The 26264-nt window shown below is 60.8% G+C and carries 28 protein-coding genes; 13 read left to right on the plus strand and 15 right to left on the minus strand.

All coding sequences use genetic code 11. The annotated features are described in order from the left end of the window. Positions 1-6: 6 nt before the first annotated feature. The 6 genes from AC3I65_RS22035 to AC3I65_RS22060 form a co-directional block, all read right to left on the minus strand. Complete coding sequence (locus tag AC3I65_RS22035) at positions 7-246, minus strand: BolA family protein (RefSeq protein ID WP_047228657.1); 240 nt, start codon at positions 244-246, stop codon at positions 7-9. A 114-nt stretch (positions 247-360) separates the two neighbouring features. Then, on the minus strand, positions 361-678 hold the full coding sequence (locus AC3I65_RS22040) for an STAS domain-containing protein (protein ID WP_047228658.1): 318 nt from the start codon (positions 676-678) through the stop codon (positions 361-363). Further along, the gene (locus AC3I65_RS22045) at positions 675-1328 is read right to left on the minus strand and encodes an MlaC/ttg2D family ABC transporter substrate-binding protein (protein ID WP_488524162.1); all 654 of its coding nucleotides are present in this window, start codon (positions 1326-1328) and stop codon (positions 675-677) included. Before AC3I65_RS22045 ends, AC3I65_RS22040 begins: the two co-directional genes overlap by 4 nt. A gap of 11 nt (positions 1329-1339) precedes the next feature. Then, positions 1340-1807: an outer membrane lipid asymmetry maintenance protein MlaD gene (mlaD, locus tag AC3I65_RS22050; RefSeq protein WP_047228660.1), complete on the minus strand. Its 468-nt coding sequence runs from the start codon at positions 1805-1807 to the stop codon at positions 1340-1342. After that, positions 1807-2604 carry a lipid asymmetry maintenance ABC transporter permease subunit MlaE gene (gene mlaE / locus AC3I65_RS22055; RefSeq protein ID WP_047228661.1) on the minus strand — a complete coding sequence of 266 codons (798 nt, stop codon included), beginning with the start codon at positions 2602-2604 and terminating at the stop codon, positions 1807-1809. Before mlaE ends, mlaD begins: the two co-directional genes overlap by 1 nt. Beyond that, entirely contained in the window at positions 2604-3413 is an 810-nt protein-coding gene (locus AC3I65_RS22060) for an ATP-binding cassette domain-containing protein (protein ID WP_047228662.1), read from the minus strand. The genes mlaE and AC3I65_RS22060 overlap by 1 nt, the downstream gene beginning before the upstream one ends. Positions 3414-3688: 275 nt before the next feature. Between AC3I65_RS22060 and AC3I65_RS22065 the strand changes: the two genes are divergently transcribed. The 10 genes from AC3I65_RS22065 to AC3I65_RS22110 all read left to right on the plus strand — a co-directional run bounded on the left by AC3I65_RS22065 (position 3689) and on the right by AC3I65_RS22110 (position 10695). After that, positions 3689-4663 carry a KpsF/GutQ family sugar-phosphate isomerase gene (locus AC3I65_RS22065; protein ID WP_076383563.1) on the plus strand — a complete coding sequence of 325 codons (975 nt, stop codon included), beginning with the start codon at positions 3689-3691 and terminating at the stop codon, positions 4661-4663. Then, positions 4664-5188, plus strand: a complete 525-nt coding sequence (locus AC3I65_RS22070; RefSeq protein WP_047228664.1) for a KdsC family phosphatase — start codon at positions 4664-4666, stop codon at positions 5186-5188. A gap of 7 nt (positions 5189-5195) precedes the next feature. Next, the gene (lptC, locus tag AC3I65_RS22075) at positions 5196-5768 is read left to right on the plus strand and encodes an LPS export ABC transporter periplasmic protein LptC (RefSeq protein WP_047228665.1); all 573 of its coding nucleotides are present in this window, start codon (positions 5196-5198) and stop codon (positions 5766-5768) included. Further along, a complete protein-coding gene (lptA, locus tag AC3I65_RS22080) occupies positions 5755-6303 on the plus strand; it encodes a lipopolysaccharide transport periplasmic protein LptA (RefSeq protein WP_076383562.1) in 549 nt (182 codons plus the stop codon). Before lptC ends, lptA begins: the two co-directional genes overlap by 14 nt. Next, positions 6303-7028, plus strand: coding sequence for an LPS export ABC transporter ATP-binding protein (gene lptB, locus AC3I65_RS22085; protein ID WP_047228667.1), 726 nt, complete (start codon positions 6303-6305; stop codon positions 7026-7028). Before lptA ends, lptB begins: the two co-directional genes overlap by 1 nt. A gap of 163 nt (positions 7029-7191) precedes the next feature. Beyond that, positions 7192-8685 (plus strand): RNA polymerase factor sigma-54, encoded by a 1494-nt coding sequence (locus tag AC3I65_RS22090; protein WP_047228668.1) that lies wholly within the window; start codon positions 7192-7194, stop codon positions 8683-8685. Positions 8686-8761: 76 nt separating this feature from the next. Further along, positions 8762-9070: a ribosome hibernation-promoting factor, HPF/YfiA family gene (gene hpf / locus AC3I65_RS22095; protein WP_047228669.1), complete on the plus strand. Its 309-nt coding sequence runs from the start codon at positions 8762-8764 to the stop codon at positions 9068-9070. Between the two features lie 12 nt (positions 9071-9082). After that, positions 9083-9547 (plus strand): PTS IIA-like nitrogen regulatory protein PtsN, encoded by a 465-nt coding sequence (gene ptsN, locus AC3I65_RS22100; protein ID WP_047228670.1) that lies wholly within the window; start codon positions 9083-9085, stop codon positions 9545-9547. Between the two features lie 2 nt (positions 9548-9549). Further along, on the plus strand, positions 9550-10407 hold the full coding sequence (rapZ, locus tag AC3I65_RS22105; RefSeq protein WP_047228671.1) for an RNase adapter RapZ: 858 nt from the start codon (positions 9550-9552) through the stop codon (positions 10405-10407). 15 nt (positions 10408-10422) lie between these two features. Beyond that, positions 10423-10695 (plus strand): HPr family phosphocarrier protein, encoded by a 273-nt coding sequence (locus tag AC3I65_RS22110; RefSeq protein ID WP_047228672.1) that lies wholly within the window; start codon positions 10423-10425, stop codon positions 10693-10695. 214 nt (positions 10696-10909) lie between these two features. On the opposite strand, the gene pmbA is transcribed toward AC3I65_RS22110, so the two are convergent. Continuing rightward, a complete protein-coding gene (gene pmbA, locus AC3I65_RS22115) occupies positions 10910-12256 on the minus strand; it encodes a metalloprotease PmbA (protein ID WP_047228673.1) in 1347 nt (448 codons plus the stop codon). Between the two features lie 153 nt (positions 12257-12409). Here pmbA and yjgA point away from each other — a divergent pair, with 153 nt between their 5' ends. Further along, the gene (gene yjgA, locus AC3I65_RS22120; RefSeq protein ID WP_003197830.1) at positions 12410-12934 is read left to right on the plus strand and encodes a ribosome biogenesis factor YjgA; all 525 of its coding nucleotides are present in this window, start codon (positions 12410-12412) and stop codon (positions 12932-12934) included. Between the two features lie 45 nt (positions 12935-12979). Here yjgA and tldD read toward each other — a convergent pair whose 3' ends face one another. The 8 genes from tldD to mreB all read right to left on the minus strand — a co-directional run bounded on the left by tldD (position 12980) and on the right by mreB (position 24213). Next, positions 12980-14422, minus strand: coding sequence for a metalloprotease TldD (tldD, locus tag AC3I65_RS22125; protein ID WP_047228674.1), 1443 nt, complete (start codon positions 14420-14422; stop codon positions 12980-12982). A gap of 5 nt (positions 14423-14427) precedes the next feature. After that, positions 14428-15291 carry a carbon-nitrogen hydrolase family protein gene (locus AC3I65_RS22130; RefSeq protein WP_488524163.1) on the minus strand — a complete coding sequence of 288 codons (864 nt, stop codon included), beginning with the start codon at positions 15289-15291 and terminating at the stop codon, positions 14428-14430. 161 nt (positions 15292-15452) lie between these two features. After that, a complete protein-coding gene (locus AC3I65_RS22135; RefSeq protein WP_488524164.1) occupies positions 15453-19256 on the minus strand; it encodes a YhdP family protein in 3804 nt (1267 codons plus the stop codon). Between the two features lie 61 nt (positions 19257-19317). Continuing rightward, the gene (gene rng / locus AC3I65_RS22140; protein ID WP_047228677.1) at positions 19318-20775 is read right to left on the minus strand and encodes a ribonuclease G; all 1458 of its coding nucleotides are present in this window, start codon (positions 20773-20775) and stop codon (positions 19318-19320) included. 56 nt (positions 20776-20831) lie between these two features. After that, a complete protein-coding gene (locus tag AC3I65_RS22145; RefSeq protein ID WP_488524165.1) occupies positions 20832-21428 on the minus strand; it encodes a Maf family protein in 597 nt (198 codons plus the stop codon). A gap of 43 nt (positions 21429-21471) precedes the next feature. Continuing rightward, positions 21472-21960 (minus strand): rod shape-determining protein MreD, encoded by a 489-nt coding sequence (gene mreD / locus AC3I65_RS22150; RefSeq protein WP_047228679.1) that lies wholly within the window; start codon positions 21958-21960, stop codon positions 21472-21474. Further along, a complete protein-coding gene (mreC, locus tag AC3I65_RS22155; RefSeq protein WP_076383560.1) occupies positions 21960-23033 on the minus strand; it encodes a rod shape-determining protein MreC in 1074 nt (357 codons plus the stop codon). Before mreC ends, mreD begins: the two co-directional genes overlap by 1 nt. Before the next feature lie 142 nt (positions 23034-23175). After that, complete coding sequence (gene mreB / locus AC3I65_RS22160) at positions 23176-24213, minus strand: rod shape-determining protein MreB (protein ID WP_002555108.1); 1038 nt, start codon at positions 24211-24213, stop codon at positions 23176-23178. Positions 24214-24507: 294 nt separating this feature from the next. Here mreB and gatC point away from each other — a divergent pair, with 294 nt between their 5' ends. After that, complete coding sequence (gene gatC, locus AC3I65_RS22165) at positions 24508-24795, plus strand: Asp-tRNA(Asn)/Glu-tRNA(Gln) amidotransferase subunit GatC (RefSeq protein ID WP_047228681.1); 288 nt, start codon at positions 24508-24510, stop codon at positions 24793-24795. A 16-nt stretch (positions 24796-24811) separates the two neighbouring features. After that, positions 24812-26263 carry an Asp-tRNA(Asn)/Glu-tRNA(Gln) amidotransferase subunit GatA gene (gene gatA, locus AC3I65_RS22170; protein ID WP_488524166.1) on the plus strand — a complete coding sequence of 484 codons (1452 nt, stop codon included), beginning with the start codon at positions 24812-24814 and terminating at the stop codon, positions 26261-26263. Position 26264 lies beyond the last annotated feature (1 nt).

Below are 26264 nucleotides of genomic sequence, written 5' to 3' on the forward strand. Positions count from 1 at the left end.
TTGGGCTCAGGTGCGCTCGGCCCAGGCCGCGCGGCTGAAAAATTTCATAGTGACCGCATGGATGCTGCCATCGGCGATCCACGGGTTCAAATGGGCATAGATCTGCTGCTGACGCTTCACCGGGCTCAACGCCGCCAGTTCATCGCTGATCACGTTCAGCTGAAAGTTGCAGCCTTCGCCCTCAACTTCAATGACAGTTTCGGGCAGCTTTCCTTCAAGGAAGCTCTTCACTTCTACGGCCTGCATGCTCAACCTCTATCGGCGCCCTGTGCGCACGGGTCGCACATCATACAAAAAAGCCCCGCGCCTGCGAACCCCGCGAAGCAGGACTCTGACGGGGGGCTTTTTCAGGGATGTGGGTCAGGAGTGCACCAATAGTTCGGTCAGTTCGCTGACCTGGGCTATTTCGCGCATGTCTTCGGGCATCCCACGGATGCTCCAGGTTTTTCCGGCAGCTTTGGCGTCACGCATGAAGCACAGCAGCAGGGACAGGCCGACACTGCTGGACTTCTGCACCGCCGAGCAGTCAATGACCAGTTCTGCGGCGCCGGCGGAGCCGATCAGCGCCTGGCCCTGCTTGCGCAAGACCGGGCCAGTGCGATAGTCCAGCACGCCACTGAGCAACAGCTCGCCAGATTCGCCCAAACGAACGGCCGACTCACTCGCCAACTCACTCATTGCGCCTGCTTCTCTTGAGCATCCTGGGCAACTTCCTTGGCCTTGGCGACTTCACCGGCCCAACCGTCTATGGTTTTGTCCAGATCATTGCCGTTTTGCTGCATCGCATCAGCGAACTGATCGCGGAACAGCTTGCCGATGTTGATGCCATTGATGATCACGTTACGCACCCTCCACTCGCCGTTGATTTTCTCGAGTGTGTAGGACACAGGGTAAATGGCGCCGTTATTGCCCTTGACCTGCATATCGACGCTGGTGCGGTTGCCGCTTTCGTCCTTGGCCGGCGAAACGGTGATGCCCTGGTTGTTGTATTCGAGCAAGGCGTTGCCGTAGAACTGCATCAGGCTGCGCTTGAAGTTTTCCTGGAAGCGCGTCATCTGCGCCGGGGTCGCCTTGCGCGAGTACTTGACGGTCATGATGCTTCGGGAAATACCGTCGGCATCCACCACGGGACCGACGATGCCGTTCAGCGCGTCGTAGAAAGCCCCCGGATCCTGCTTGTATTTCTCTTTGTTGGCGGCCAAGTCTGCCAGCAACCGGGTGGTAGTGTCCTGGATGATTTCATGGGCCGAAGGCGCGGCCCCGGCGTTGGCCATCAGCGGCAGCGCCGCGAGCAGCACCAACAGGCTACGTCGCAAGATAGAGATCATTCAAAAGCTCCTCATTTGGCGTCTTTGCTAACGGTATTGAGCAGGAATTTACCGATCAGGTCCTCAAGCACCAGCGACGACTGCGTATCGTGGATGGTCCCGCCATCCTTGAGCAAAGCTTCTTCACCGCCAACGCTGATACCGATGTATTTCTCGCCCAGCAGCCCAGCAGTGAGGATCGATGCAGTGGAGTCAGTCGGCAGGTTATCCACGCGCTTTTCCAGCTGCAGCGTCACCCGACCGGTGAAACTGTCGCGGTCCAGATCGATTGCCGTGACCTTGCCGATGGTTACACCAGCCATGGTCACTTTGGCTCTGACCGTCAAACCGGCGATATTGTCAAAATAAGCATAAAGTTTATAAGTGTCGGTGCTTGCGGTCGGCGCCAGGCCACTGACCCGCAGGGCCAATAACAGCAAAGCCAGGATGCCAGCCAGCAAGAAAAGGCCGACACCGATTTCCAGGGTGCGGTTTTGCATCAGAAATCTCCAAACATCAAGGCGGTCAGAATAAAGTCAAGGCCCAGGACCGCCAGCGAGGCGTACACCACGGTCTTGGTTGTGGCACGGCTGATCCCCTCTGACGTGGGCTCACAGTCATAGCCTTGAAACACGGCGATCCAGGTCACCACGAAAGCGAATACGGCACTTTTGATAACGCCGTTGAGCACGTCGTCGAGAAAATCGACACTGTTCTGCATGTTGGACCAGTAGGAACCTTCATAGACCCCCAGCCAGTCTACAGCCACCCACGAGCCGCCCCAGATCCCCACGACGCTGAAAATGATCGCCAGCACCGGCAGGGAAATGAAACCGGCCCACAGGCGCGGGGCAATGATGTACTTGAGCGGGTCGACACCGATCATTTCCAGACTGGACAACTGTTCGGTGGACTTCATGTTACCGATTTCGGCCGTCAGCGCCGAACCGGCACGCCCGGCAAACAGCAGCGCGGTCACCACAGGTCCCAGCTCACGCAACAATGTCAGCGCGACCATCTGTCCAACCGCCTGCTCCGAACCGTAGCTGGACAAGATATTGAACCCCTGCAGCGCCAGGACCATACCGATGAAGATCCCGGAGACCACGATGATCACCAGGGACATCACGCCCACCGAGTGCAGTTGCTTCACCAGCAGCCCAAACCCGCCACCCGTCGTGTTGCGCCCCAGCAGGGCATGCATCAGAAACAGCGAGGAACGGCCCAGCACTGCCACCACATCGATGCCGGAACGACCAAACAGGCGAACTCTTTCTATCAGTGATTTCTTGCGCATCAGCGCTTCCCCAGCAGATCGGTGCGGTAATCCGTGGCCGGAAAATGGAACGCCACAGGCCCGTCCGGATCACCCTTCATGAATTGACGAATGCGCGGGCTGTCCGAGGCCTTCAATTCCTGGGGCGTACCCTGCCCCAGCACCTGGCCATCGCCGATCACGTAGATGTAGTCCGCAATGCTGGCGGTTTCGGCCAGGTCGTGGGATACCACAATGCTGGTAATACCCAGCGCATCGTTGAGCAGACGGATCAGGCGCACCAGCACGCCCATGGCGATCGGGTCCTGGCCGACGAAGGGTTCGTCATACATGAGGATCTTCGGATCAAGGGCAATCGCCCGGGCCAGGGCGACGCGGCGCTTCATGCCACCGGACAGTTCGTCCGGCATCAAGTCCAGGGCACCCCGCAGCCCGACCGCCTGCAATTTGAGCAGGACGATGTCGCGAATCATCTCTTCCGGCAGGTCGGTATGGACCCGCAAGGGGAACGCCACATTCTCGAACACGTCGAGATCGGTGAACAATGCGCCGCTCTGGAACAGCACGCCCATGTGCTTGCGCGCATCGAACAGATCGCTGCGCGACAGCTTTGGAAGATTCTGCCCATTGACCCAGACTTCGCCGGCACTGGGGCGCAACTGTGCACCCATCAGCCGCAACAGCGTGGTCTTGCCGCACCCGGAAGGCCCCATGATGCCGGTGACCTTGCCACGGGGAATGCGGATATCGATGTCATTGAAAATGCTGCGCGCCCCTCGCTTGAAGGACAATCCCTTCAGCTCGACCGCGTAGGCGTTGTCGGCACTCATCTAAACTCCTTGCGATGCAGCCTCACATCCGAATGCCCTGGCCAACCGACAAACGCCGGACTGCCGGGCACCCGAACCGGCGGCGAACTATATCACTGCAACACCCAAGCGCCCAAGGCCCAAGCCCGCGCCCGTTCAGTCCGGATACAGCTAAAAGAAGAGACTTTGTATCAAGTCATGTGAATCGCTCGAACAAAGCATGACGAACTAACGTGAGGGAATTGTTCATTGCCGCTATAATCGCCGCCTTTTCATCGAGCCATACGATCTCTGACATGAACCAAACCAGCGACCTGATTCAATCGGCACAACGTACCATCCGCCTCGAGCTCGAAGCCGTACAAGGCTTGCTGCCCCATATCGACGCTGATTTCGTACGTGCCTGCGAGATGATTCTGGCCAGCAAGGGTCGGGTGGTCGTGGTCGGCATGGGCAAGTCGGGACACATCGGCAACAAGATCGCCGCCACCCTGGCCAGCACCGGCACTCCGGCATTTTTTGTCCATCCGGCCGAAGCCAGCCACGGTGACATGGGCATGATCACTCGGGAAGACATCATCCTGGCCCTGTCCAACTCTGGCTCCACCAATGAGATCATCACCCTGCTGCCGTTGATCAAGCGCCTGGGGATCCAACTGATCAGTGTCACTGGCAATCCGGATTCGCCCTTGGCCAAAGCCGCCGAGGTCAATCTCAATGTTCATGTCGAGCACGAAGCCTGCCCGTTGAACCTGGCGCCGACCTCTTCCACCACCGCCACCCTGGTCATGGGTGATGCCCTGGCCGTGGCGTTGCTGGAAGCCAGGGGGTTTACCGCTGAAGACTTCGCGTTCTCCCACCCCGGCGGCGCCCTGGGCCGTCGCCTGCTGTTGAAAGTGGAAAACGTGATGCACGCAGGTCAGGAGCTGCCACAGGTGCCACGCGGCACGCTGCTCAAGGATGCACTCATGGAAATGACCCGCAAGGGTCTGGGCATGACGGTCATTCTCGAAACTGACGGCAAACTCGCCGGGATCTTCACCGACGGCGACCTGCGTCGCACCCTGGACCACCCGATCGACATTCACAGTACGACCATCGAGCAGGTCATGACCCCCCACGGCAAGACTGCCCGCGCCGAGATGCTCGCCGCCGAGGCCTTGAAAATCATGGAAGACCATAAGATCAGCGCCCTGGTGGTGGTCGACGACGAAGACCGCCCAGTGGGCGCCCTGAACATGCACGACTTGCTGCGTGCGGGAGTCATGTAAATGAACACAGACCTGCTGCAACGTGGCAAAGCGATCAAACTGGCCGTGTTCGACGTGGACGGCGTCCTGACCGACGGCCGCCTTTATTTCCTCGAAGACGGCAGCGAATTCAAGACCTTCAACACCCTCGACGGCCAGGGCATCAAGATGCTGATGGCCGCCGGCGTGCAGACCGCCATCATCAGTGGCCGCAAGACGCCAGTGGTCGAGCGGCGCGCGAAGAATCTCGGCATCCCCCACCTGTATCAGGGACGAGAAGATAAACTGGTGGTGCTGGACGAGCTTCTGGGGCAACTCAACCTAAGCTATGAACAGGTCGCCTACCTCGGTGACGACCTGCCGGACCTGCCGGTGATTCGTCGGGTCGGCCTGGGCATGGCGGTGGCAAACGCGGCCGGCTTCGTGCGCGAGCACGCCCACGGCATCACCACGGCGCGAGGCGGCGAAGGGGCCGCTCGTGAATTCTGTGAACTGATCCTGCGCGCCCAAGGCCGCCTCGAGGCGGCCAACGCCGCGTATCTGTGAGCCATTTATGCTAAGCAAGAAAATTCGCACCATCGTGGTGTTCGGCTGCATCGCAGCGATTTTCGCGGCGGTCGGCTATTGGAACATCAGCCCGGAACGCTTCCTCGACCGCCCTGCGGTCAAGGTCCAGGAAAATGATATCGACTGGTATGCGACCAACACGCATACCCTGCAATACCTGCCCGATGGCAAAGTGCAGTATGAAATGACGTCCGACAAAGTCGACCACGTCAAGGCCAGCGAAATCACACTGGTCACCAAGCCAGACCTGAACATGTTCAGGGGCACCGAGTTTCCGTGGCACGTGCAGAGCGAACGCGCCGAGGTCAATCCCGACGGCACCGAAGTGGAACTGATTGATTCGGTACGCATCGCCCGGACCGATGAGAAGAACCGTACGACCATCATTACCAGCAGTCGTATGACAGTCTTCCCGCAGCGAGAATATGCGCAGACCGAGCAACCCGTTAGAATCGACGGCGCCGGTGGTGTGTCGACCGGCACGGGAATGAAAGCGTATTTGAAGGAAAGCAGGATACACCTGCTATCGAACGTAAGAGGACAGTATGAAGCTCGCTAAAACCCTCCCTATTTTGCTCAGTCTGGGCGCAGCACTGGGAAGCGCGAGCGCCTGGGCCCTCCCCACCGACCGCGACCAGCCTATCCGCATCCAGGCCGACGACGCCCAACTGGACGACAAGAACGGTGTAGCCACCTATAAAGGTGACGTGATCATCACCCAGGGTTCGATGAAGGTCACCGGCAACACCGTGACCATCACCCGCACCCAGTCCGGCGACATCGACGTCGTCACCTCGGTGGGCAATCTGGCCTACTTCGAGCAGATGCAAACCGCGGGCGACACCAAGCCGGTTCAAGGCTACGGGGTAACCATTCAGTACCACGCCGCCAAAGACCGCGTGGTGCTGATCGATCGCGCCAAGGTCGTCGACAAGGACAACAACATCACCCAGGGCGAGAAAATCGTCTACGACACGGTCAAGAAGCTGGCCAGCGCCGGTCGCGCCACTGGCAGCAAGGTCACCGAGCAGCGTCCACGGATCGACATGGTCATCCAGCCGAAAAAGAAAACCGACGAGCAGAAGGCCCAGTAATGGCAACTCTGAAAGCTCAGCACCTGGCCAAGAGCTACAAGAGCCGCCAAGTCGTGCGTGATGTCAGCCTGTCCATCGACAGCGGCCAGATCGTCGGCCTGCTCGGCCCCAACGGCGCGGGCAAGACCACTTGTTTCTACATGATCGTCGGCCTGGTTCAGGCCGATCAGGGCCGCGTCCTGATCGACGACCTGGACGTCAGCCACCAGCCGATGCATGGCCGGGCGAAGGCCGGTATCGGCTATCTGCCGCAAGAAGCGTCGATCTTCCGTAAACTGTCGGTTGCCGACAACATCATGGCGATCCTCGAGACCCGCAAGGAACTCGACAAGGCCGGTCGCCGCCAGGAACTGGAAAGCCTGCTGCAGGAATTCCACATCAGCCACATCCGCGACAACCTGGGCATGAGCCTGTCCGGTGGCGAACGGCGCCGCGTGGAAATCGCTCGCGCCCTGGCCACCGCACCGAAATTCATCCTGCTGGACGAACCATTCGCTGGCGTGGACCCGATTTCGGTCGGCGACATCAAGCAGATCATCCACCATCTCAAGGCCAAGGGCATCGGCGTATTGATCACCGACCACAACGTTCGCGAGACGCTGGATATCTGTGAAACCGCCTATATCGTCAATGATGGCCAGTTGATTGCCGAAGGCGACTCCGCGACCATCCTGGCCAATGAACTGGTCAAGGAAGTGTATTTGGGCCATGAGTTCCGCCTGTAAGCGAAAAGTGTCTGGTCAATCACCTCGGCGTCGCTAATTTTATTACGTGACGCCCTAGGCAAACACTTCAGTTTCAGGCATATAATTTGCTTAAGTTTGGCGCTTCGGCGCCCTGTAGTGGATGGCGCATGTGCGCCGGCGAATAAGGTGTTAAGCCCCAGCCATGAAACCATCGCTAGTCTTGAGAATGGGCCAGCAGCTGACGATGACACCGCAGCTGCAACAGGCCATCCGCCTGCTCCAATTGTCGACCCTGGACCTGCAACAGGAAATCCAGGAGGCCCTGGAGTCCAATCCGATGCTCGAACGCCAGGAAGAAGGCGACGACTTCGACAACACCGATCCGCTGGCCGATAACGTCGAGCAAAAGACCAACACCGAAATCCCGGAACCGTCCTATCAGGAAACCGCCCCGACGGTGGATAACCTTGAGGATGGCGAATGGAATGAACGCATCCCCAACGATCTGCCCGTGGATACTGCCTGGGAAGACGTCTACCAGACCAGCGCCAGCAGCCTGCCCAGCAGCGATGACGACGAGTGGGACTTCACTACCCGCACCTCCACCGGCGAAAGCCTGCAGAGCCACTTGCTGTGGCAACTGAACCTGGCGCCGATGTCCGATACCGATCGTCTGATTGCCGTGACCCTGATCGACTGCATCAACAATCAGGGCTACCTGGACGAGACGCTTGAAGAAATCCTCGAGGCCTTTGACCCCGAGCTGGACATTGAGCTGGACGAAATCGAAGCCGTCCTGCACCGCATCCAGCAGTTCGAACCCGCCGGCATCGGTGCTCGCAACCTGGGCGAGTGTCTGCTGCTGCAACTGCGTCAGTTACCCGCCAAGACGCCTTGGCTGGCCGAAGCCAAGCGACTGGTCACCGACTACATCGACTTGCTGGGCGGTCGCGACTACAGCCAGTTGATGCGTCGCATGAAGCTCAAGGAAGATGAACTGCGCCAGGTGATCGAACTGGTCCAGAGCCTCAACCCGCGCCCAGGCTCGCAGATCGAGTCCACTGAACCCGAATACGTGGTTCCCGACGTGATCGTGCGCAAGCACAACGACCGCTGGCTGGTGGAACTGAACCAGGAATCGGTGCCCAAGCTGCGGGTCAACGCCCAGTACGCCGGCTTCGTAAAGCGCGCGGACACCAGCGCCGACAACACCTTCATGCGCAACCAGTTGCAGGAAGCGCGCTGGTTCATCAAGAGCCTGCAAAGCCGCAACGAAACCCTGATGAAAGTAGCCACCCAGATCGTCGAGCATCAGCGCGGCTTCCTGGAGTACGGCGACGAAGCCATGAAGCCGTTGGTCCTGCACGACATTGCCGAGGCAGTGGGCATGCACGAGTCGACGATTTCGCGGGTGACCACCCAGAAATTCATGCATACCCCCCGGGGCATTTATGAACTGAAATACTTTTTCTCCAGCCACGTCAGCACCTCCGAAGGCGGTGAATGCTCGTCCACAGCCATCCGCGCGATCATCAAAAAACTGGTGGCCGCGGAAAATCAGAAAAAGCCGTTGAGTGACAGCAAGATCGCTGGTTTACTGGAGGCACAAGGCATTCAGGTGGCCCGCCGTACCGTCGCCAAATACCGTGAATCCCTCGGGATCGCACCTTCGAGCGAACGCAAGCGGTTGATGTAACAGGCCACGCCACAGCGTTCCAGTGGCAGGCATTTCTGCCTGCCGCTTTATGCACTGGCAACGAAGGAGAAGCTGTATGCAAGTCAACATCAGTGGACACCAACTGGAAGTGACCGAACCTCTTCGCGAATACATCGGCGAAAAACTCGAACGATTGGAGAGGCATTTCGACAAGATCACCAACGTGCAAGTCACGATGAACGTCGAGAAGCTGCTGCAGAAAATCGAAGCCACGTTGCATATCCCCGGCGGAGAGGTGGTTGCCAATGCTGCGCATGAAGACATGTATGCCGCGATTGACCTGCTGACCGACAAGCTGGATCGCCAACTCAAAAAGCATAAGGAAAAGACCCAGAGCCTCCTCCAGGGCGCGACCGGTCGTTAACCCCCCTAATCCATGATCCGACTAGAATCCATCCTGACCCCCGGCCGTTCCCAGGTGAACGTGCCGGGTGGCAGTAAAAAGAAAGCCCTCGAACAAATTGCCAACCTGATCCACCGAGAGGTACCGGATCTGGAAATGCAGGATGTCTTCGAGGCCCTGTTTGCCCGTGAAAAACTGGGCTCCACCGGCTTTGGCAACGGTATCGCCATTCCCCATTGCCGCCTCAAGGCCTGTACAGCGCCGATCAGTGCGTTGCTGCACCTTGAAGCACCCATAGATTTCGACGCCATCGACGGCGCACCGGTCGACCTGCTGTTTGTACTGCTGGTACCGGAAGCGGCGACCGATGCGCACCTTGAGCTGCTGCGCCAGATCGCCAGCATGCTGGACCGCAAGGAAGTGCGCGAGAAATTGCGCAGCGCGCCGAGCAACGAAGCCTTGTATCAGGTTGTCCTGGACGAGCAGAACGGTCATTAAACATGCGCATGATCATTGTCAGCGGACGCTCCGGCTCCGGTAAAAGCACGGCGCTTAACGTGCTTGAGGACAGCGGCTACTACTGCATCGACAACCTGCCGGCCGGCCTGCTGCCGGAACTGGCCGAGCGCGCCCTGATCCACACCGAACTGGCGCAACCGCTGGTGGCGGTCTCCATCGATGCACGCAATCTGCCGAGCCACCTGTCGCGGTTCCCGGAGCTGCTCGCGGAAGTGCGCAATCGGCACATCCAGTGCGATGTGCTGTATCTGGATGCCGATGAGGAGACGCTGCTCAAGCGTTTCTCCGAAACCCGTCGGCGTCACCCCCTGAGCAACGCAAGCCGCTCCCTGGCCGAAGCCATTCATGACGAGAGTCAGCTGCTGGGGCCGATCGCCGACCTGGCGGACCTGAAGGTCAATACGACCCACCTGAACCTGTATCAACTGCGCGACACCATCAAGCTGCGCCTGCTGAACCAGCCGGAGCCAGGCACGGCATTTCTGGTGGAGTCGTTCGGCTTCAAGCGCGGAATGCCGGTAGACGCCGACCTGGTGTTCGATGTGCGCTGCCTGCCCAATCCTTATTGGAAACCGGAGCTGCGCGAACAATCGGGGCTCGACCAGCCGGTGATCGACTACCTGGCCGCCCAGCCGGATGTCGAGGAAATGTACCAGGACATCTCCAGCTACCTGCTCAAATGGCTGCCGCGCTTTGCCGCGAGCAACCGCGCCTACGTCACGATTGCCATTGGCTGTACCGGGGGCCATCACCGCTCCGTCTACCTGACCGAACGATTGGGTCAGCTCCTGCAACAGTCCCTGAAGAACGTCCAGGTTCGCCACCGCGACCTCAGCTAAAGGATTCACATCGCGATGCCCGCTCTGGAAATTGAAATCATCAACAAGCTGGGCTTGCATGCCCGCGCGTCAGCCAAGTTCGTCGGTGTGGCAGGTCAGTTTCCTTGCGAGATCCTAGTGGGCCGTGACCCCGAGAAAATGATCAATGGCAAAAGCATCATGGCCATGATGATGCTGGCAGCCGGCCAAGGCACCAAAATCCATCTGCGAACCGAAGGTGAACAGGAGCAGGAGGCGCTGGATGCGTTGGTGGGGCTGATCAACAACTACTTCGATGAAGGCGAATAGCCTCAAGCTCTGAAGCAGATTCATTGTGGCGAGGGGATTTATCCCCGCTGGGGTGCGAAGCAGCCCCAAAACCTGACACGGCGATGAGTCAGGCAGTTTGAATGGGGGCGCTTCGCACCCCAACGGGGATAAATCCCCTCGCCACAAGGTTCCTCTAAATATAAAAAGGCGCGTCATCCACTTGGATGACGCGCCTTTTTTACTGCGCTGAAGGTCAGCTACCCGCTACCGTCATTCGCTCGATCAACACCGAGCCGGTGCGGATGTTGCTGCGCAGTTCCAGGTCGTTACCCACCGCCAGGATCTGCTTGAACATATCGCGCATGTTACCGGCGATGGTGACTTCCTGGACGGCAAACTGAATCTCGCCGTTCTCGACCCAGAACCCCGCCGCGCCGCGAGAATAGTCCCCGGTGACCATGTTCAGGCCATGCCCCATCAGTTCCGTCACCAGCAGGCCACGGCCCATGCGACGCAGCAAGGCTGCCTGGTCCTCTTCGCCATGGGTCACGAACAGGTTATGCACGCCACCGGCATTGGCGGTGCTGGGCATGCCGAGCTTGCGACCGGAATAGGTGCCGAGAATGTAGGACACCAGTTCGCCATTCTCCACGAATGGCTTGGCGTAGGTGGCCAGGCCATCGCCGTCGAAGGCCGAGCTGCCCATGGCCTGCATCAGGTGCGGACGCTCATCGATGGTCATCCACTCCGGGAACAGTTTCTGGCCGAGTGCCCCTTCGAGAAACGATGATTTGCGATACAAATTGCCGCCGGAGACCGCCGACAAAAAGCTGCCAAACAACCCGCCGGCCAGTTCGGCGGCAAATAGCACCGGCACTTCACAGGTCGGCACCGGCCGCGCACCCAAGCGGCTGGCCGCCCGCTGCGCGGCTTTGCGGCCAATACTCACCGGATCTGCCAGACGATTGCCCTGGCGGTTCACGTCATACCAGTAGTCGCGCTGCATCTGGCCGTTGGCTTCGGCGATCATGACGCAACTGAGGCTGTGCCGGGTCGACGCATAACCACCGATAAAACCGTGGCTGTTACCGTATACACGGCAGCCCTGATGGGTATTGAGGGTCGTGCCGTCGGCGTTTTTGATTCGCGGGTCGGCGTCGAAAGCCGCCGCTTCACAGCGCAACGCCTGCTCGATGGCTTGTTCCGGGGTGATGTCCCAGGCGTGGAACAGGTCGAAGTCTCGCAGTTCCTTGCACATCAGCGCAGCATCGGCCAGGCCCGAAGCTTCGTCCTCGGAGGTGTGCTGGGCGATCGCCAGCGCAGCGGCAACGGTTTCACGAATGGCGTCAGGACCACTGGCCGACGTGCTGGCCGAGCCCTTGCGCTGGCCGGCGTACAACGTGATGCCAAACCCCTGGTCGCGATTGAATTCGACGGTCTCCACCTCGCGCTGGCGAACCGATGTCGACAAACCTTGTTCCAGAGAGACCGCCACCTCACACGCGCTGGCGCCCTGTCGCTTGGCTTCGGCAAGGATCTGCTCGACTTGTTCCTGCAGTGCCGGCAATGCTTGCGGGCCGACGCTCTGAACTGCACTCATGGTGTATCTCCACTCAAATTCTGCTTTCGGTCAGGGTTTGTACGAAGAGTGCCTTCGCGACTTTGCGTACAAACCTGAGGCCTTCGTGCGACCGGGCCGGACAAGCGGCCCCCGACTGGTTATCATGGCGGCGTTTCTTTGCGGACTGCCACCATGGTTGATTCTTACGACGACTCCCTCTACGAGGGTGAAAAAAGCAAATCCCAGGTCAAACGCGAGCTGCATGCTCTGGTTGACCTCGGCGAGCGCCTGACAACACTCAAGCCTGACTTGCTGGCCAAACTGCCTCTGACCGACGCCTTGCGCCGGGCCCTGGCCGATGCGCCCAAGCACACCGCGAATATCGCGCGTAAACGGCACCTGCAATTCATCGGCAAACTGATGCGCGACCAGGACACTGACGCCATCCTGGTTCTGCTCGATCAACTCGATGCCTCTACCCGGCAGTACAACGAACGCTTCCATAACCTGGAGCGCTGGCGCGATCGCCTGATCGCAGGCGATGACGGCGTACTGGAAAAATTCGTCATCGACTACCCGGAGGCTGACCGTCAGCAACTGCGCTCCCTGATCCGTCAGGCCCAGCACGAGTTGGCGCAAAACAAGCCACCGGCCTCGAGCCGTAAAATCTTCAAATACATTCGTGAGCTGGACGAAACCCAACGCGGCCTGCGCTGAGTAACGACCGTGGGTGGAGGCCTCGCACTCCACCCAGCTCTCCCGTCATGCGCCCGTGCCACCCACGGTAATCGCATCAATCTTCAGGGTCGGCTGACCAACACCCACCGGTACTGACTGCCCATCCTTGCCGCACGTCCCCACGCCGCTGTCCAGCGCCAGATCGTTACCGACCATCGACACCTTGCTCATCGCCTCCGGCCCGTTGCCGATCAGGGTCGCGCCCTTGACCGGCGCAGTGATCTTGCCGTCTTCGATCAGGTAAGCCTCACTGGTGGAAAACACGAATTTGCCGCTGGTGATATCCACCTGGCCGCCGCCGAGGTTGGCGCAGTAAATACCCTTTTTCACCGAAGCGATGATTTCCGCCGGATCGCTCTGACCGCCCAGCATGTAGGTGTTGGTCATGCGCGGCATCGGCAGATGCGCGTAAGACTCGCGGCGACCATTGCCGGTACGGGCCACGCCCATCAGGCGGGCGTTGAGCTTGTCTTGCATATAGCCCTTGAGCACGCCGTTCTCGATCAGGGTGGTGCATTCGGTCGGGGTGCCTTCATCGTCGACACTCAGGGAGCCGCGACGTCCGGCCAGGGTGCCATCATCGACGATGGTGCAGAGTTTCGAAGCGACCATTTCGCCCATGCGGCCGCTGTAGGCCGAGCTGCCCTTACGGTTGAAATCGCCTTCCAGACCGTGCCCCACCGCTTCGTGCAGCAGCACACCGGACCAGCCGGAGCCCAGCACCACCGGCAATGTGCCGGCCGGCGCCGGGATCGCTTCAAGGTTGACCAGGGCCTGGCGCAGCGCTTCGCGGGCGTAACCCATGGCGCGATCTTCGCTGAGGAAATAACGGTAATCGGTGCGTCCGCCGCCACCATGGCCGCCGCGCTCGCGACGACCGTTCTGCTCGACGATCACACTGACATTGAAACGCACCAGCGGCCGGACGTCCGCCGCCAGACCGCCGTCGGTGGACGCCACCAGGATCCGCTCCCAGACCCCGGCCATGCTCACCGATACTTGCTGGATGCGTGGATCAAGGGCGCGAGTGGCGACGTCGATGCGCTTGAGCAGCTCGACCTTTTCGGCGCGGCTCATGACTTCCAGCGGGTTGTCCGGCGCATACAACTGCGTCACGTCCTGACTGCTGAAGGCCTGTACCTTGCCGTTCTGCCCGGCCCGGGAAATCGAACGAGCGGCACGGGCTGCGGCGCCCAGTGCTTCAAGGGTGATGGCGTTGCTGTAGGCAAAGCCGGTTTTTTCCCCGGACTGGGCACGCACGCCCACACCCTGGTCAAGGTTGAAACTGCCTTCCTTGACGATGCCGTCTTCCAGCGACCAGGACTCGGAGATCATCCCTTGGAAATACAGGTCGGCTGCATCGATGCCCGGGCCGGCCAGGTCGCCCAGCACCCCTTGCAGGCTTTCGAGGGTTACGCCACCGGGGGCTAAAAGGTGTTCACTGACTGAGGATAACAACCCGCTCATATGTTCTACGCCTTGAATTCGTCGTCTTGGACAGGCCGCTGTCGAGCGCCCTGCGAGAAAAAGCGCCGATGGCTAACCACCGGCATACGCGCCCGGATGGACGCCTGTTCGCTGCTGTCGCGCTCGGCCAGCAAAACGGCCTCGCCTTGTTCCTGTTGCGCCAGCACACGGCCCCACGGATCGACTATCGCTGCATGGCCAAAGGTTTCCCGTGGCCCTGGATGCAGCCCACCCTGAGCGGCTGCCAGCACATAACACTGGGTCTCGATAGCCCGGGCGCGAATCAACACCTCCCAATGGGCAGCGCCAGTCACTGCGGTAAACGCCGAAGGCGCGGTGATCAATTCAGCCCCGGCGGCGCGCAGTTCGCTATAGAGTTCCGGGAAACGCAAGTCATAACAAACCGTCAGACCAACCCGCCCTACAGGTGTATCGGCCACTACCACGTTGTAGCCATAAGCATAGTCATCAGACTCGCGATAACGACCGCGATTGTCTGCCACGTCCACATCGAACAGGTGCAGCTTGTCGTAGCGCGCGACAATCTGGCCCTGATCATCGATCAGCAACGAACAGGCATGCACCCTGGCGTCCGGTTGTTCCATCGGCGGCAACGGCAACGTGCCGGCCACAATCCATAACTTGAGGTCACGGGCGGCCTGTTTCAACCAGGGCAGGATCGGTCCCTGACCAAAGGCCTCGGCACGACCGATGTCCGCCACATCCCGCCGGCCCATGGCCGCGAAGTTTTCAGGCAGCACCGCCAGCCTTGCGCCGCCAGCGGCAGCCTGTTCCAGCAGCACACGAGCGCGGGCCAGATTGGCGAGCACATCGCTTTGACTGACCATCTGAATCACTGCCACTGGCATGGTGCTTCCCTCTTTTTTATCCTCGCTCGAGGCGGCTGTGGGAGCAAAGCTTGCTCGCGATGAGGCAGGTACATCCAACATATAGGCTGGCTGATACACCGCAATCGCGAGCAAGCTTTGCTCCCACAGGCTCGCTCCCACAAGGGGGATGTCATCGCCTGTCAGAACGGCTTGTCGAAGGTAATCTTCGGCTCTTTCCACGGCCCCTTGACGTCGTATCTTACGCTGGCAAAGCGCGCCACACGGTCGCCAATCAGTTTGTCGATCAGAAACAGCGCCCCACCCACCGCTGGCGCGCCGACAATCAGCGCTGCAATCGGCAGGTTGTTGGTCACCGGCAGCGTCACCTGCAACTTGGCGTCGACCCGATCAGCCACCATGTCCAGTGTGCCGTTGAGCTCCAGATTGCTCGACGGTCCCGTCAGGGTGATGGGTTCACGGGTCACGTAAACACCGTCGCTCGCCACCAGCAGCCCCTTGACCCGATCGTAACTCAAGCCTTTGCCGAACAGGTCAGAGAAGTCCAGGCGCAATCGGCGGCCGATGGAGTTGAAGTTCAGCAAGCCAAATACCCGCAGCGCCTGGGCGCCGCCTTCCAACTCGACGAACTGGCCCTTGCTCAGCGACGCATCCAGACTCCCGGAGAAGCGCTTCGTGGCGACCCACGCTGGCGAGCCAGGCCAGCGACCATCGACGTCCAGGCGGAATTTCTCGCTGGTCACGCTCGGCGCATAGCCCCAGCCCTTGAGCACATCGGCCAGGTTCTTGCCACCGATGCGGCCTTTGTACCAACTGCTGGTGGAGCCGGGGACGCCTTCCCAGCCACCGTTGCCACTCAAGACCATGCCCTTGAGGCCCATGTCCAGGTTGTTCAAAGCAATGCCCTTGCCTGTCGGACGCACCTTCAACGACCAGGCACCAATGAGGTCGGGCCCCTGGAACAACTGGTCAATGACAATATCCATGGCCGGAATGTTGCGGGGATCGACCGAAGCCAGCGGGTCCGGCGCGTTTTCGTCGGTCTGGACCGTCGGGTCGGCAGCCGGCAGGCGAATGTAGTCAAGCTTGATACCGATCGGTGCGGCCTTCGCGTCCGGCAGACTGGCGGTGCCCTTGGCCTGCTCGCTGGCAAGTCGCAAAGCCCAGGCGTCAGGCTTGCGGTCCAGTTGCACCGAAGCCCGGTCCAGGGTCGTGCCCATGGCGGTGAGCTTGCCGATGTTCAGATCGACGCTGCTAAGCAGTTGTTTGGCGCTACCGCCCGGATCCTGCCCCGCATACTTGCCCACCAGCTCCTGCCACGGACTCACATCCAGCTGCGACAGCGTCCCGCGCAGGCGCAGGCCCTTGCCTCCCGGCAGAATCGCATCACCGTTACCGAGCAAGAGTTCACCGCGACCTTCTGCAACCTGTCCGTTCGGCGCCGCGTAGGTGAAGCTGGCCAGGTCGCCATAATCCACCCAGTAACGGCGCTCCGCGCCTTGCAAGGTCATGCGAAACACCGTGTCACGCCCGGTATCGGGCGCCAACCCGAAGGGCGCGGGAAGATCCACGGCCACGCCCTTGAGACTGGAACTGACCGACAGTTGGCTGTCGGCACCGTCGAGGATCACCTGCAACTGATACGGCACCACGCCAGTCACCGGCAATGGTTGTGTAACCTTCAGCCAGTCAGTGAGTTTCTTGACCTCCACCTGTCCGGAGGCGGCCACCCGCGTAGTCAGTTCACCGGCACGGCCTTCGGCAAAAATCTGCGCGGTCACGGGCCGGTCGAACGCTCGGGCCGCGATATTCTTGCCGCTCAGTCCTTTGTTGCTGTCGAAGCGGAAATCGCCCTTGAGCTGCGTCAGCTCCAGCACCGGCTCGCTGAGCTTGAGCCGGGCCTTGTCGGTCTTGAAGTCCACCAGAATCTTCGGTTGTTCGCCTTTCGCCAAAGGAATATCCAGCTTCACACTGCCTTGCAGGTCGCCCTCGCCTTCCCAGCCGGCGAACGTCTGCGCCGTACCGATCGGCGCCGTCTGCAGGATCTTCAAGCCGTCACCCAAGCCTCCGGCGAACTCGCCGTCCAACAGCAGATGGGAATTCTGGCCGCTGGGCACATGGGGGATGTTCACCGAAACATTCCTGACCTGGGTGTCCAGCAACTGCCCCTGGCTGGCAAAGATACGCACGCCGCTGTCTTCGACGAAAACATCCCCGCTGACCTTGCTCACCGAAGGCCAACCCGGCTGGAAGGCCAGCTCGGCATCATGCACCTTGAAAAACAGGCTGATGCTGCGAGCCGCGTCTTCGGCACCGTGGTTCAGCGAACCTTGATACTGGAAAAAACCCTGATCCACCGCGCCCTTGACGATTGCCGTGCGCAGCCACTCATCCAGCGCAGGGCTCAGGACAGCAGGCAGATACTTGGCGGTATAGCGACCGTCGCCATCCACCAGGCCGACCCGCAGGTCCATGTAGTCTTCCTGGCTGTGGTCGAAATGCAGGCGAATCAGGAAGTCACCGGCAATCCGGCCCTCCTCCCCCAGTACCTTCAGGTACGGCGCAATCAGCGTGAAACCTTGTTTGTCTAATTTCCAGGTCAGCCGGGCGTTAGCCTGCAAGTATTGCCAGGGCTTGGCGAAGATCGGGTCCAGGTGCAGGGAAAAATCCTTGCTGTCCATGCGCAGCTCACCGCCGCCCAGGTCGCCGCTCAGGCTCCCGGACACGTTGCGCGCCGCCGGGGCGCCGCGATAGGCATCAAAGCCTACGGTGTCCAGGTTGGTGGCGAAGCTGACTTTCTGATCACCGCTGTTCTGCGGGCGGTAGTCCACCAGCACGTTGCGCAGGCCGCCCGTGAACTTGAGCCGGTCGATTGCCGTGGCAACGCCTTCGGGCAACGGCGCCAGGGCATGGAGCAACGGCGTCAGCGGCGTGAGGTCGAGGCGATCAGCCTGCACGTGCCAGAGTTCTTCGGTTTTTTCGGTGGCGTTGTTCTGTTGCAACTGCAGGCGCGATTCCCAACGGGTTTCGCCCAGGCTCATTGCCAGGGAATCGAAGGTTGCGCTGAATCCCTGGTCGCTGCGCTGGAAATACCCGTTGAGCGCCAGGTTATGGATCTGCACCGGCTTGCGCTCGGCATAGGCGCCCTGGATGTCCGGCGCGTTCAGTCGAATGGCCGCGCTTTGCACGGTGCCCGCGCCCCAGCTCAGCCAGAACTCTGCGCCAGCCTTGATCCGGGAAAAATGCCATTGTCGGGTCAGGCGTTCCGGCAGCCATTTGGACCAATCGCTTTGCGGCAGACTCAGGTAGACATCAGCCTGGCCGTTCTGCCAGTCGCTGGCGCGGATACGGGTGCGCAGGTTGATCGCGACGGGTTGGCCGTCAGGCAGGGTCAGTCGGGCATCCAGACGCTGACGGGCAACACCAGTGCGCAGGCTCAGGCCAACATAGGTCAGGGTCAGCGGCGGTTGTTCCAGCGGCTGCAAGGTCACCTGACTGTCGAGCACCGACAGCTTCGAGATCATCTGCATGCGCTCGAGCAGTTGCTGGGGATCCAGGGGCTGATCGTCCTGCATTGGCAGCCCCTCCAGGGCCCACTTGCCGTCGGCGTCTTCCTTGAGGCTGATCTTCAGGCCGCTGAGTTCCAAGTGAGCAATGCGCACCTGACGCGCCACCAGGCTGCCCCACAAGTCCGGCACGGCCCGCACCTGATCCAGATGCAAGGCATTGGCGCCCTCGCCGACCATCACGTCGTGGGCCAGCAGGATGGGGGCCAGGGCGCTCCAGCTACCGTCCAGGCTGCCGATATGCACGGGGATGCCCAACGCTTCGCTGGCGCGGGTCTGGACCTCGGCGCGGTATTCGGCCACCAGCGGAGCCAGTTCTCGCCCGAGGCTGACATACAGTGCCACCAGCACCAACAGCAGCGCGCACAGGCCCAGGCCCCAACGGGTCAGCGCGGCCAAAATGCGTGTCAGACGCTCCATGTCAGCGGGCTCCCCTGGCAAAAGTATTCAAATCCGCGGGGCTGCCGCTCATGAAGCCACTTCAGAGCAGCACCACGTCGTATTGTTCCTGGGAATACATGGTTTCCACCTGAAAGCGAATCGTGCGACCGATAAAGGCCTCCAGTTCCGCAACGTTCCCTGACTCTTCATCGAGCAGGCGATCCACCACTTTCTGGTTCGCCAACACTCTATAACCTGTGGCCTGGTAAGCGCGTGCCTCCCGGAGGATTTCCCGGAAGATTTCGTAACACACGGTTTCCGGGGTCTTGAGCTTGCCCCGGCCCTGGCAACTGCTGCACGGTTCGCACAGCACCTGCTCAAGGCTCTCGCGAGTGCGCTTGCGGGTCATCTGCACCAGGCCCAGCTCGGTGATCCCGATGATGTTGGTCTTGGCGTGGTCGCGCTCGAGTTGTTTCTCCAGGGTCCGCAGGACCTGGCGCTGGTGCTCTTCATGCTCCATGTCGATGAAGTCGATGATGATGATTCCGCCCAGGTTGCGCAGGCGCAGCTGACGAGCGATGGCGGTGGCCGCTTCCAGGTTGGTCTTGAAGATGGTTTCTTCGAGGTTGCGATGGCCGACGAACGCCCCAGTGTTGACGTCAATGGTGCTCATGGCCTCGGCCGGGTCCACCACCAGGTAGCCGCCGGACTTGAGCGGCACCTTACGCTCCAGGGCCTTCTGGATTTCGTCTTCGACGCCGTACAGGTCGAAAATCGGCCGCTCGCCGGGGTAATGCTCGAGACGATCAGCGATTTCCGGCATCAGCTCCGCCACAAACTGGGTGGTTTTCTGGAAGGTTTCCCGGGAATCAATGCGGATTTTCTCAATCTTGGGGCTGACCAGGTCCCGCAGGGTCCGCAATGCCAGACCGAGGTCTTCGTAGATCACGCTGGGGGTGGCGATGGTCTTGATCTGATCGGCGATCTGGTCCCAGAGCCGGCGCAAATAGCGGATGTCCATGAGAATTTCATCGGCCCCAGCCCCTTCGGCGGCGGTGCGCAGGATGAAACCTCCAGCTTCCTTGATGCCCTCTTTCTCCACGCAATCGCTGACCACCTGCTTGAGGCGCTCGCGCTCGGCTTCATCTTCGATCTTCAGGGAAATGCCGACGTGAGCGGTACGCGGCATGTACACCAGGTAGCGCGACGGAATCGACAACTGCGTGGTCAGGCGCGCGCCCTTTGAACCGATGGGGTCCTTGGTGACCTGGACCACCAGGCTCTGGCCTTCATGAACCAGGGCACTGATGCTCTCCACGGCCGGGCCTTCACGCATGGATATTTCCGAGGCATGAATGAACGCCGCACGATCCAGGCCAATATCGACGAACGCCGCCTGCATGCCCGGCAACACCCGCACCACCTTGCCTTTATAGATATTGCCGACGATCCCACGTTTTTGCGTGCGCTCGACGTGAACTTCTTGCAGAACACCGTTTTCAACCACCGCCACGCGCGATTCCATCGGCGTGATGTTGATCAGGATCTCTTCACTCATGGCAGGGTCTCGTTCAGGCGTGTTCACGATAATGGCCGCATCAAGTCAGACGGCGCTCAGCGCGCGCTCAGGGTTTGCCAACAGGGTATGCCGAAATGGCCCAACAGCTCCGAGGTTTCGCACAGCGGCAGGCCGACCACAGCTGAATAGCTGCCTTCAAGCCCTGCGACGAATACCGCCCCCAAGCCCTGAATACCGTAGCCGCCAGCCTTGTCCCGGGGCTCACCGCTGTTCCAATAGGCTAGCGCTTGTTGCTCAGTGATGGAGCGAAAGCTGACCCGGCTGCGCACCACACGGGATTCACAACGTTGCCCGTCCAGTACCGCAATGGCGGTCAGCACCTCATGGTCACGACCGGACAGGCTCAAGAGCATCGCCATCGAGTCGGCCTGATCCAGCGGCTTGCCCAGAATCCGCCCGTCCAGCACCACGGCGGTGTCGGCACCCAGCACGCAGCCGTCCACGCCTGCGGGCAAAGCACGTCGCCCGGCCTCGGCCTTGCCACGCGCCAGACGTTCGACATAGGCCGAAGGGGTTTCGTCATCCAGGGGAGTTTCGTCGATGTCTGCGCTGACGGCGGTGAATAGCACACCGATCTGCGTGAGCAACTCACGCCGACGCGGCGAGCCCGAGGCGAGGTAAAGCGGTTTCATCAAGACATCTCCCTCTCAAGGTGCGGGCCAATGCCTGACCGAATCAGTTGATTTTGAAACGCAGGCGCAAGCCACGCAAACCGAAGCTGACCCACGGCCAGAGCAAGGCACTGACCAGTGCCGGCAACACCAGCGCCAGGGTCGGCTGGCGATTGCCGGTCAGCGCGCTGAGCCACAGCTGCACCAGCTGCGCCAGGCCGAAAATCACCAGGATCACCAGGCACTGCTGCCACATGGGGAACATCCGCAGGCGTTGTTGCAGCGATAGCACCAGGAACGTGATCAGCGTCAGGATCAGCGCGTTCTGCCCCAGCAACGTGCCATAAAGCACGTCTTCGGCCAGCCCCAGACACCAGGCGGTGACCATGCCGACCTTGTGCGGCAGCGCCAGCGCCCAGAATGCCAGCAGCAGCGCCAGCCACAGCGGGCGCAGGATTTCCATGAATTGTGGCAGCGGCGAAACGCTGAGCAACAGGCCGATGGCGAACGTCAGCCAGACCATCCAGCCGTTACCGGAATGTGTACTGCTCATTATTCTCGTGCTCCCCTGGTGGCTGGCGCGGTGGCCGGCGTGGAGACAGGCGGTTTGGCCGCGGGCCTTGCGGGTTGAGTCGCCGGGGCTTGGGTGGCCGGCGTTGGCGCCGGGGTCGTTGCAGCCGGGGCAGGTGCCGGTGTTGTGCCCGGGACTGTCGCCGGGGTAACCGGGGTCGCGGTCGAGTCGATGTTCTGCCGATCCTCGGCCTCCTGGGCCACGGCGGCGTCGTTGGCGCGCTCTTCCGGGGTGCGGTTGTCGCTGAATACCAGCAGCAGGTATCGGCTGCGATTCAGCGCAGCCGTTGGCACCGCACGCACGATAGCGAACGGCTGACCTGAGTCGTGTATAACCTCCTTGACCGTCGCCACCGGATACCCGGCCGGGAATCGCTGACCGAGACCGGAACTGACCAGCAGGTCGCCTTCCTTGATGTCGGCGGTGTCTGCGACGTGCCGCAGCTCCAGGCGCTCCGGATTACCGGTGCCACTGGCAATCGCCCGCAAGCCGTTGCGGTTGACCTGCACGGGAATGCTGTGGGTGGTATCGGTCAGCAACAGCACGCGAGAGGTGTAGGGCATCAACTCCACCACCTGCCCCATCAGGCCGCGAGCATCGAGTACCGGCTGGCCGAGGACAACACCGTCGCGCTCACCCTTGTTGATGATGATGCGATGGGTAAAGGGGTTGGGGTCCATGCCGATCAACTCGGCCACTTCGACCTTCTCGTTGACCAGCGCCGAGGAATTGAGCAGCTCGCGCAGCCGCACGTTTTGCTCGGTGAGGGCCGCCAGCTTCTGCATGCGTCCCTGCAACAGCAGGTTCTCGGTCTTGAGTTTTTCGTTTTCGGCCACCAGCTCGGTCCGGCTGCCAAACTGGCTGGCAACACCCTGCCACAAGCGCTGCGGCAAATCGGTGATCCAGTAGGATTCCATCAATACCAGCGACATCTGGCTGCGCACTGGCTTGAGCAGCGTGAAACGGGCATCGACCACCATCAGCGCGACCGACAGCACGGTCAGCACCAGCAGGCGCACACCCAATGAGGGGCCTTTGGCGAAAAGCGGTTTAATAAGCCGCTCCTCCCAGGCAAATGTTTTCTTTATTCATACGGCATCAAACCGGCCTGGATACGAATGACAGAAGATAAACGTCAACGGGCAGCACTGCAAAGTGCTGCCCGGGGAGCGAACAACATAGACCATCCAGGCGGGCTTATTCGCTGGAGAGCAGATCCATGGTGTGCTTGTCCATCATTTCCAATGCACGGCCACCGCCGCGGGCAACGCAAGTCAGCGGGTCTTCGGCAACGATCACCGGCAAGCCGGTTTCCTGAGCCAGCAGCTTGTCGAGGTCACGCAACAGCGCGCCACCACCGGTCAGCACCAGGCCGCGCTCGGCGATGTCCGACGCCAGTTCCGGCGGCGACTGCTCCAGAGCACTCTTGACCGCCTGCACGATGGTCGCCAGCGACTCTTGCAGTGCTTCGAGCACTTCGTTGGAGTTGAGGGTGAAGGCACGTGGAACGCCTTCAGCCAGGTTACGGCCGCGAACGTCGACTTCACGTACTTCGCCGCCCGGATAGGCCGTGCCGATTTCCTGCTTGATGCGCTCGGCGGTGGATTCGCCGATCAGGCTGCCGTAGTTGCGGCGCACGTAGGTGATGATCGCTTCGTCGAAACGGTCGCCGCCCACACGTACGGACTCGGCGTAGACCACACCGTTGAGGGAGATCAAGGCGATTTCAGTGGTACCACCACCGATATCGACGACCATCGAACCACGGGCCTCTTCGACCGGCAGGCCGGCACCGATGGCAGCGGCCATCGGTTCTTCGATCAGGAACACTTCACGGGCACCGGCGCCAAGGGCCGACTCACGGATGGCACGACGCTCCACCTGGGTGGACTTGCAGGGCACGCAGATCAGCACGCGAGGGCTGGGCTGCAGGAAACTGTTTTCGTGAACTTTGTTGATGAAGTACTGCAGCATCTTTTCGCAGACGCTGAAGTCGGCGATCACGCCGTCCTTCATGGGGCGAATGGCTGCAATGTTGCCCGGAGTACGGCCCAGCATGCGCTTGGCTTCGGTACCGACAGCCACGACACTCTTCTGGTTACCGTGGGTGCGGATGGCCACGACCGAGGGTTCATTCAGGACGATACCGCGCTCGCGCACGTAAATAAGGGTGTTGGCAGTGCCCAGGTCAATGGAAAGATCGCTGGAAAACATGCCACGCAGTTTCTTGAACATGGGAAAGGGACCCTAGGCAACGCGTGGGTAAAAAAGTGCGGCAAACTCTAACAACGACAGGGATTTTGGGCAAGGCGCCAATATGTTAAATTGGCCGCTTTTCTGTGCACCAAACCCCGAAATCGCGGCCAATGCCCTGTTTCGCAGATACGTTCCTTTGTTGACGACAATAGAGGCCGTCAAAAAGGAACAGTATTTGTGATACAGGGCACTGGACCGTAGAAATGCGGTAGTGTTCCGACAATCTAACACACGGACAGATTGCGTCCGTTTTGTTTTCCACTGGAGAATCCCATGGCGCTTGAACGCTCCGACGTGGAAAAAATCGCTCACCTGGCCTGTCTGGGCCTCGATGAAGCCGATCTTCCACACATTACTTCTGCCCTGAACAGCATTCTGGGGCTGGTCGACGAGATGCAGGCGGTCAACACCGACGGCATCGAACCCCTGGCCCACCCACTGGAAGCCAGCCAGCGCCTGCGCGCCGACGTCGTGACCGAGTCCAATCACCGCGAGGCCTACCAGTCCATCGCACCAGCGGTCGAAAACGGCCTGTACCTGGTTCCGAAAGTCATCGACTAAAGGGAAAGAGCCTCTCATGCATCACATGACCCTGGCCGAGATCGCCCGCGGACTCGCCGATAAAAAGTTTTCTTCCGAAGAGCTGACCCAGGCCCTCCTGGCGCGCATCGCCCAGCTCGACCCGCAGCTCAACAGCTTCATCAGCCTCACCGAAGAACTGGCCCTGAGCCAGGCCAAGGCCGCCGACGCCCGTCGCGCCAACGGTGAGAGCGGCGCCCTGCTCGGCGCACCGATTGCCCACAAGGATCTGTTCTGCACCCAGGGCATCCGCACCAGTTGCGGCTCGAAGATGCTCGACAACTTCAAGGCCCCGTACGATGCCACCGTGGTCGCCAAACTGGCCGCAGCCGGCGCCGTGACCCTGGGCAAGACCAACATGGACGAATTCGCCATGGGTTCGGCCAACGAGTCGAGCTACTACGGCGCAGTGAAAAACCCGTGGAACCTGGAACACGTACCGGGTGGCTCGTCCGGTGGTTCCGCTGCCGCCGTGGCCGCGCGCCTGCTGCCGGCCGCCACCGCCACCGACACTGGCGGTTCGATTCGCCAGCCGGCGGCGTTTACCAACCTCACGGGCCTGAAGCCGACCTATGGCCGCGTATCGCGCTGGGGCATGATCGCCTACGCCTCCAGCCTCGACCAGGGCGGTCCGCTGGCCCGCACCGCCGAAGACTGCGCGATCCTGCTGCAAGGCATGGCTGGCTTCGATCCGAACGACTCCACCAGCATCGATGAACCGGTGCCGGACTACAGCGCCAGCCTCAACGGCTCGTTGCAGGGCCTGCGCATCGGCGTGCCGAAGGAATATTTCAGCGCCGGCCTGGACCCGCGCATCGCCGAGCTGACCCACAACAGCATCAAGGAACTGGAGAAGCTCGGCGCGGTGATCAAGCCAATCAGCCTGCAGAACATGCAGCACGCGATTCCGGCGTACTACGTGATCGCCCCGGCGGAAGCGTCCTCGAACCTGTCGCGTTTCGACGGCGTGCGCTTCGGCTATCGCTGCGAAAATCCGGACAACCTGATGGACCTGTACAAGCGCTCCCGTGGCGAAGGCTTCGGCGCCGAAGTGCAGCGCCGGATCATGGTCGGTGCCTACGCGCTGTCCGCCGGCTACTACGATGCCTACTACCTCAAGGCGCAGAAAATCCGTCGCCTGGTGAAGAACGACTTCATGGCCGCCTTCAACGAGGTCGACATCATCCTTGGCCCAACCACGCCGAACCCGGCCTGGAAACTCGGCGCCAAGAGCAGCGACCCGGTCGCTGAGTACTTGGAAGACGTCTACACCATCACCGCCAACCTCGCCGGCTTGCCGGGCCTGTCCATGCCGGCCGGTTTCGTCGATGGCCTGCCGGTGGGCGTGCAGTTGCTCGCGCCGTACTTCCAGGAAGGCCGCCTGCTCAATGTGGCGCACCAGTATCAGTTGAACACTGACTGGCACACCCGCACCCCAATCGGCTTCTGAG

The organism is Pseudomonas sp. N-1-13, assembly GCF_057787095.1.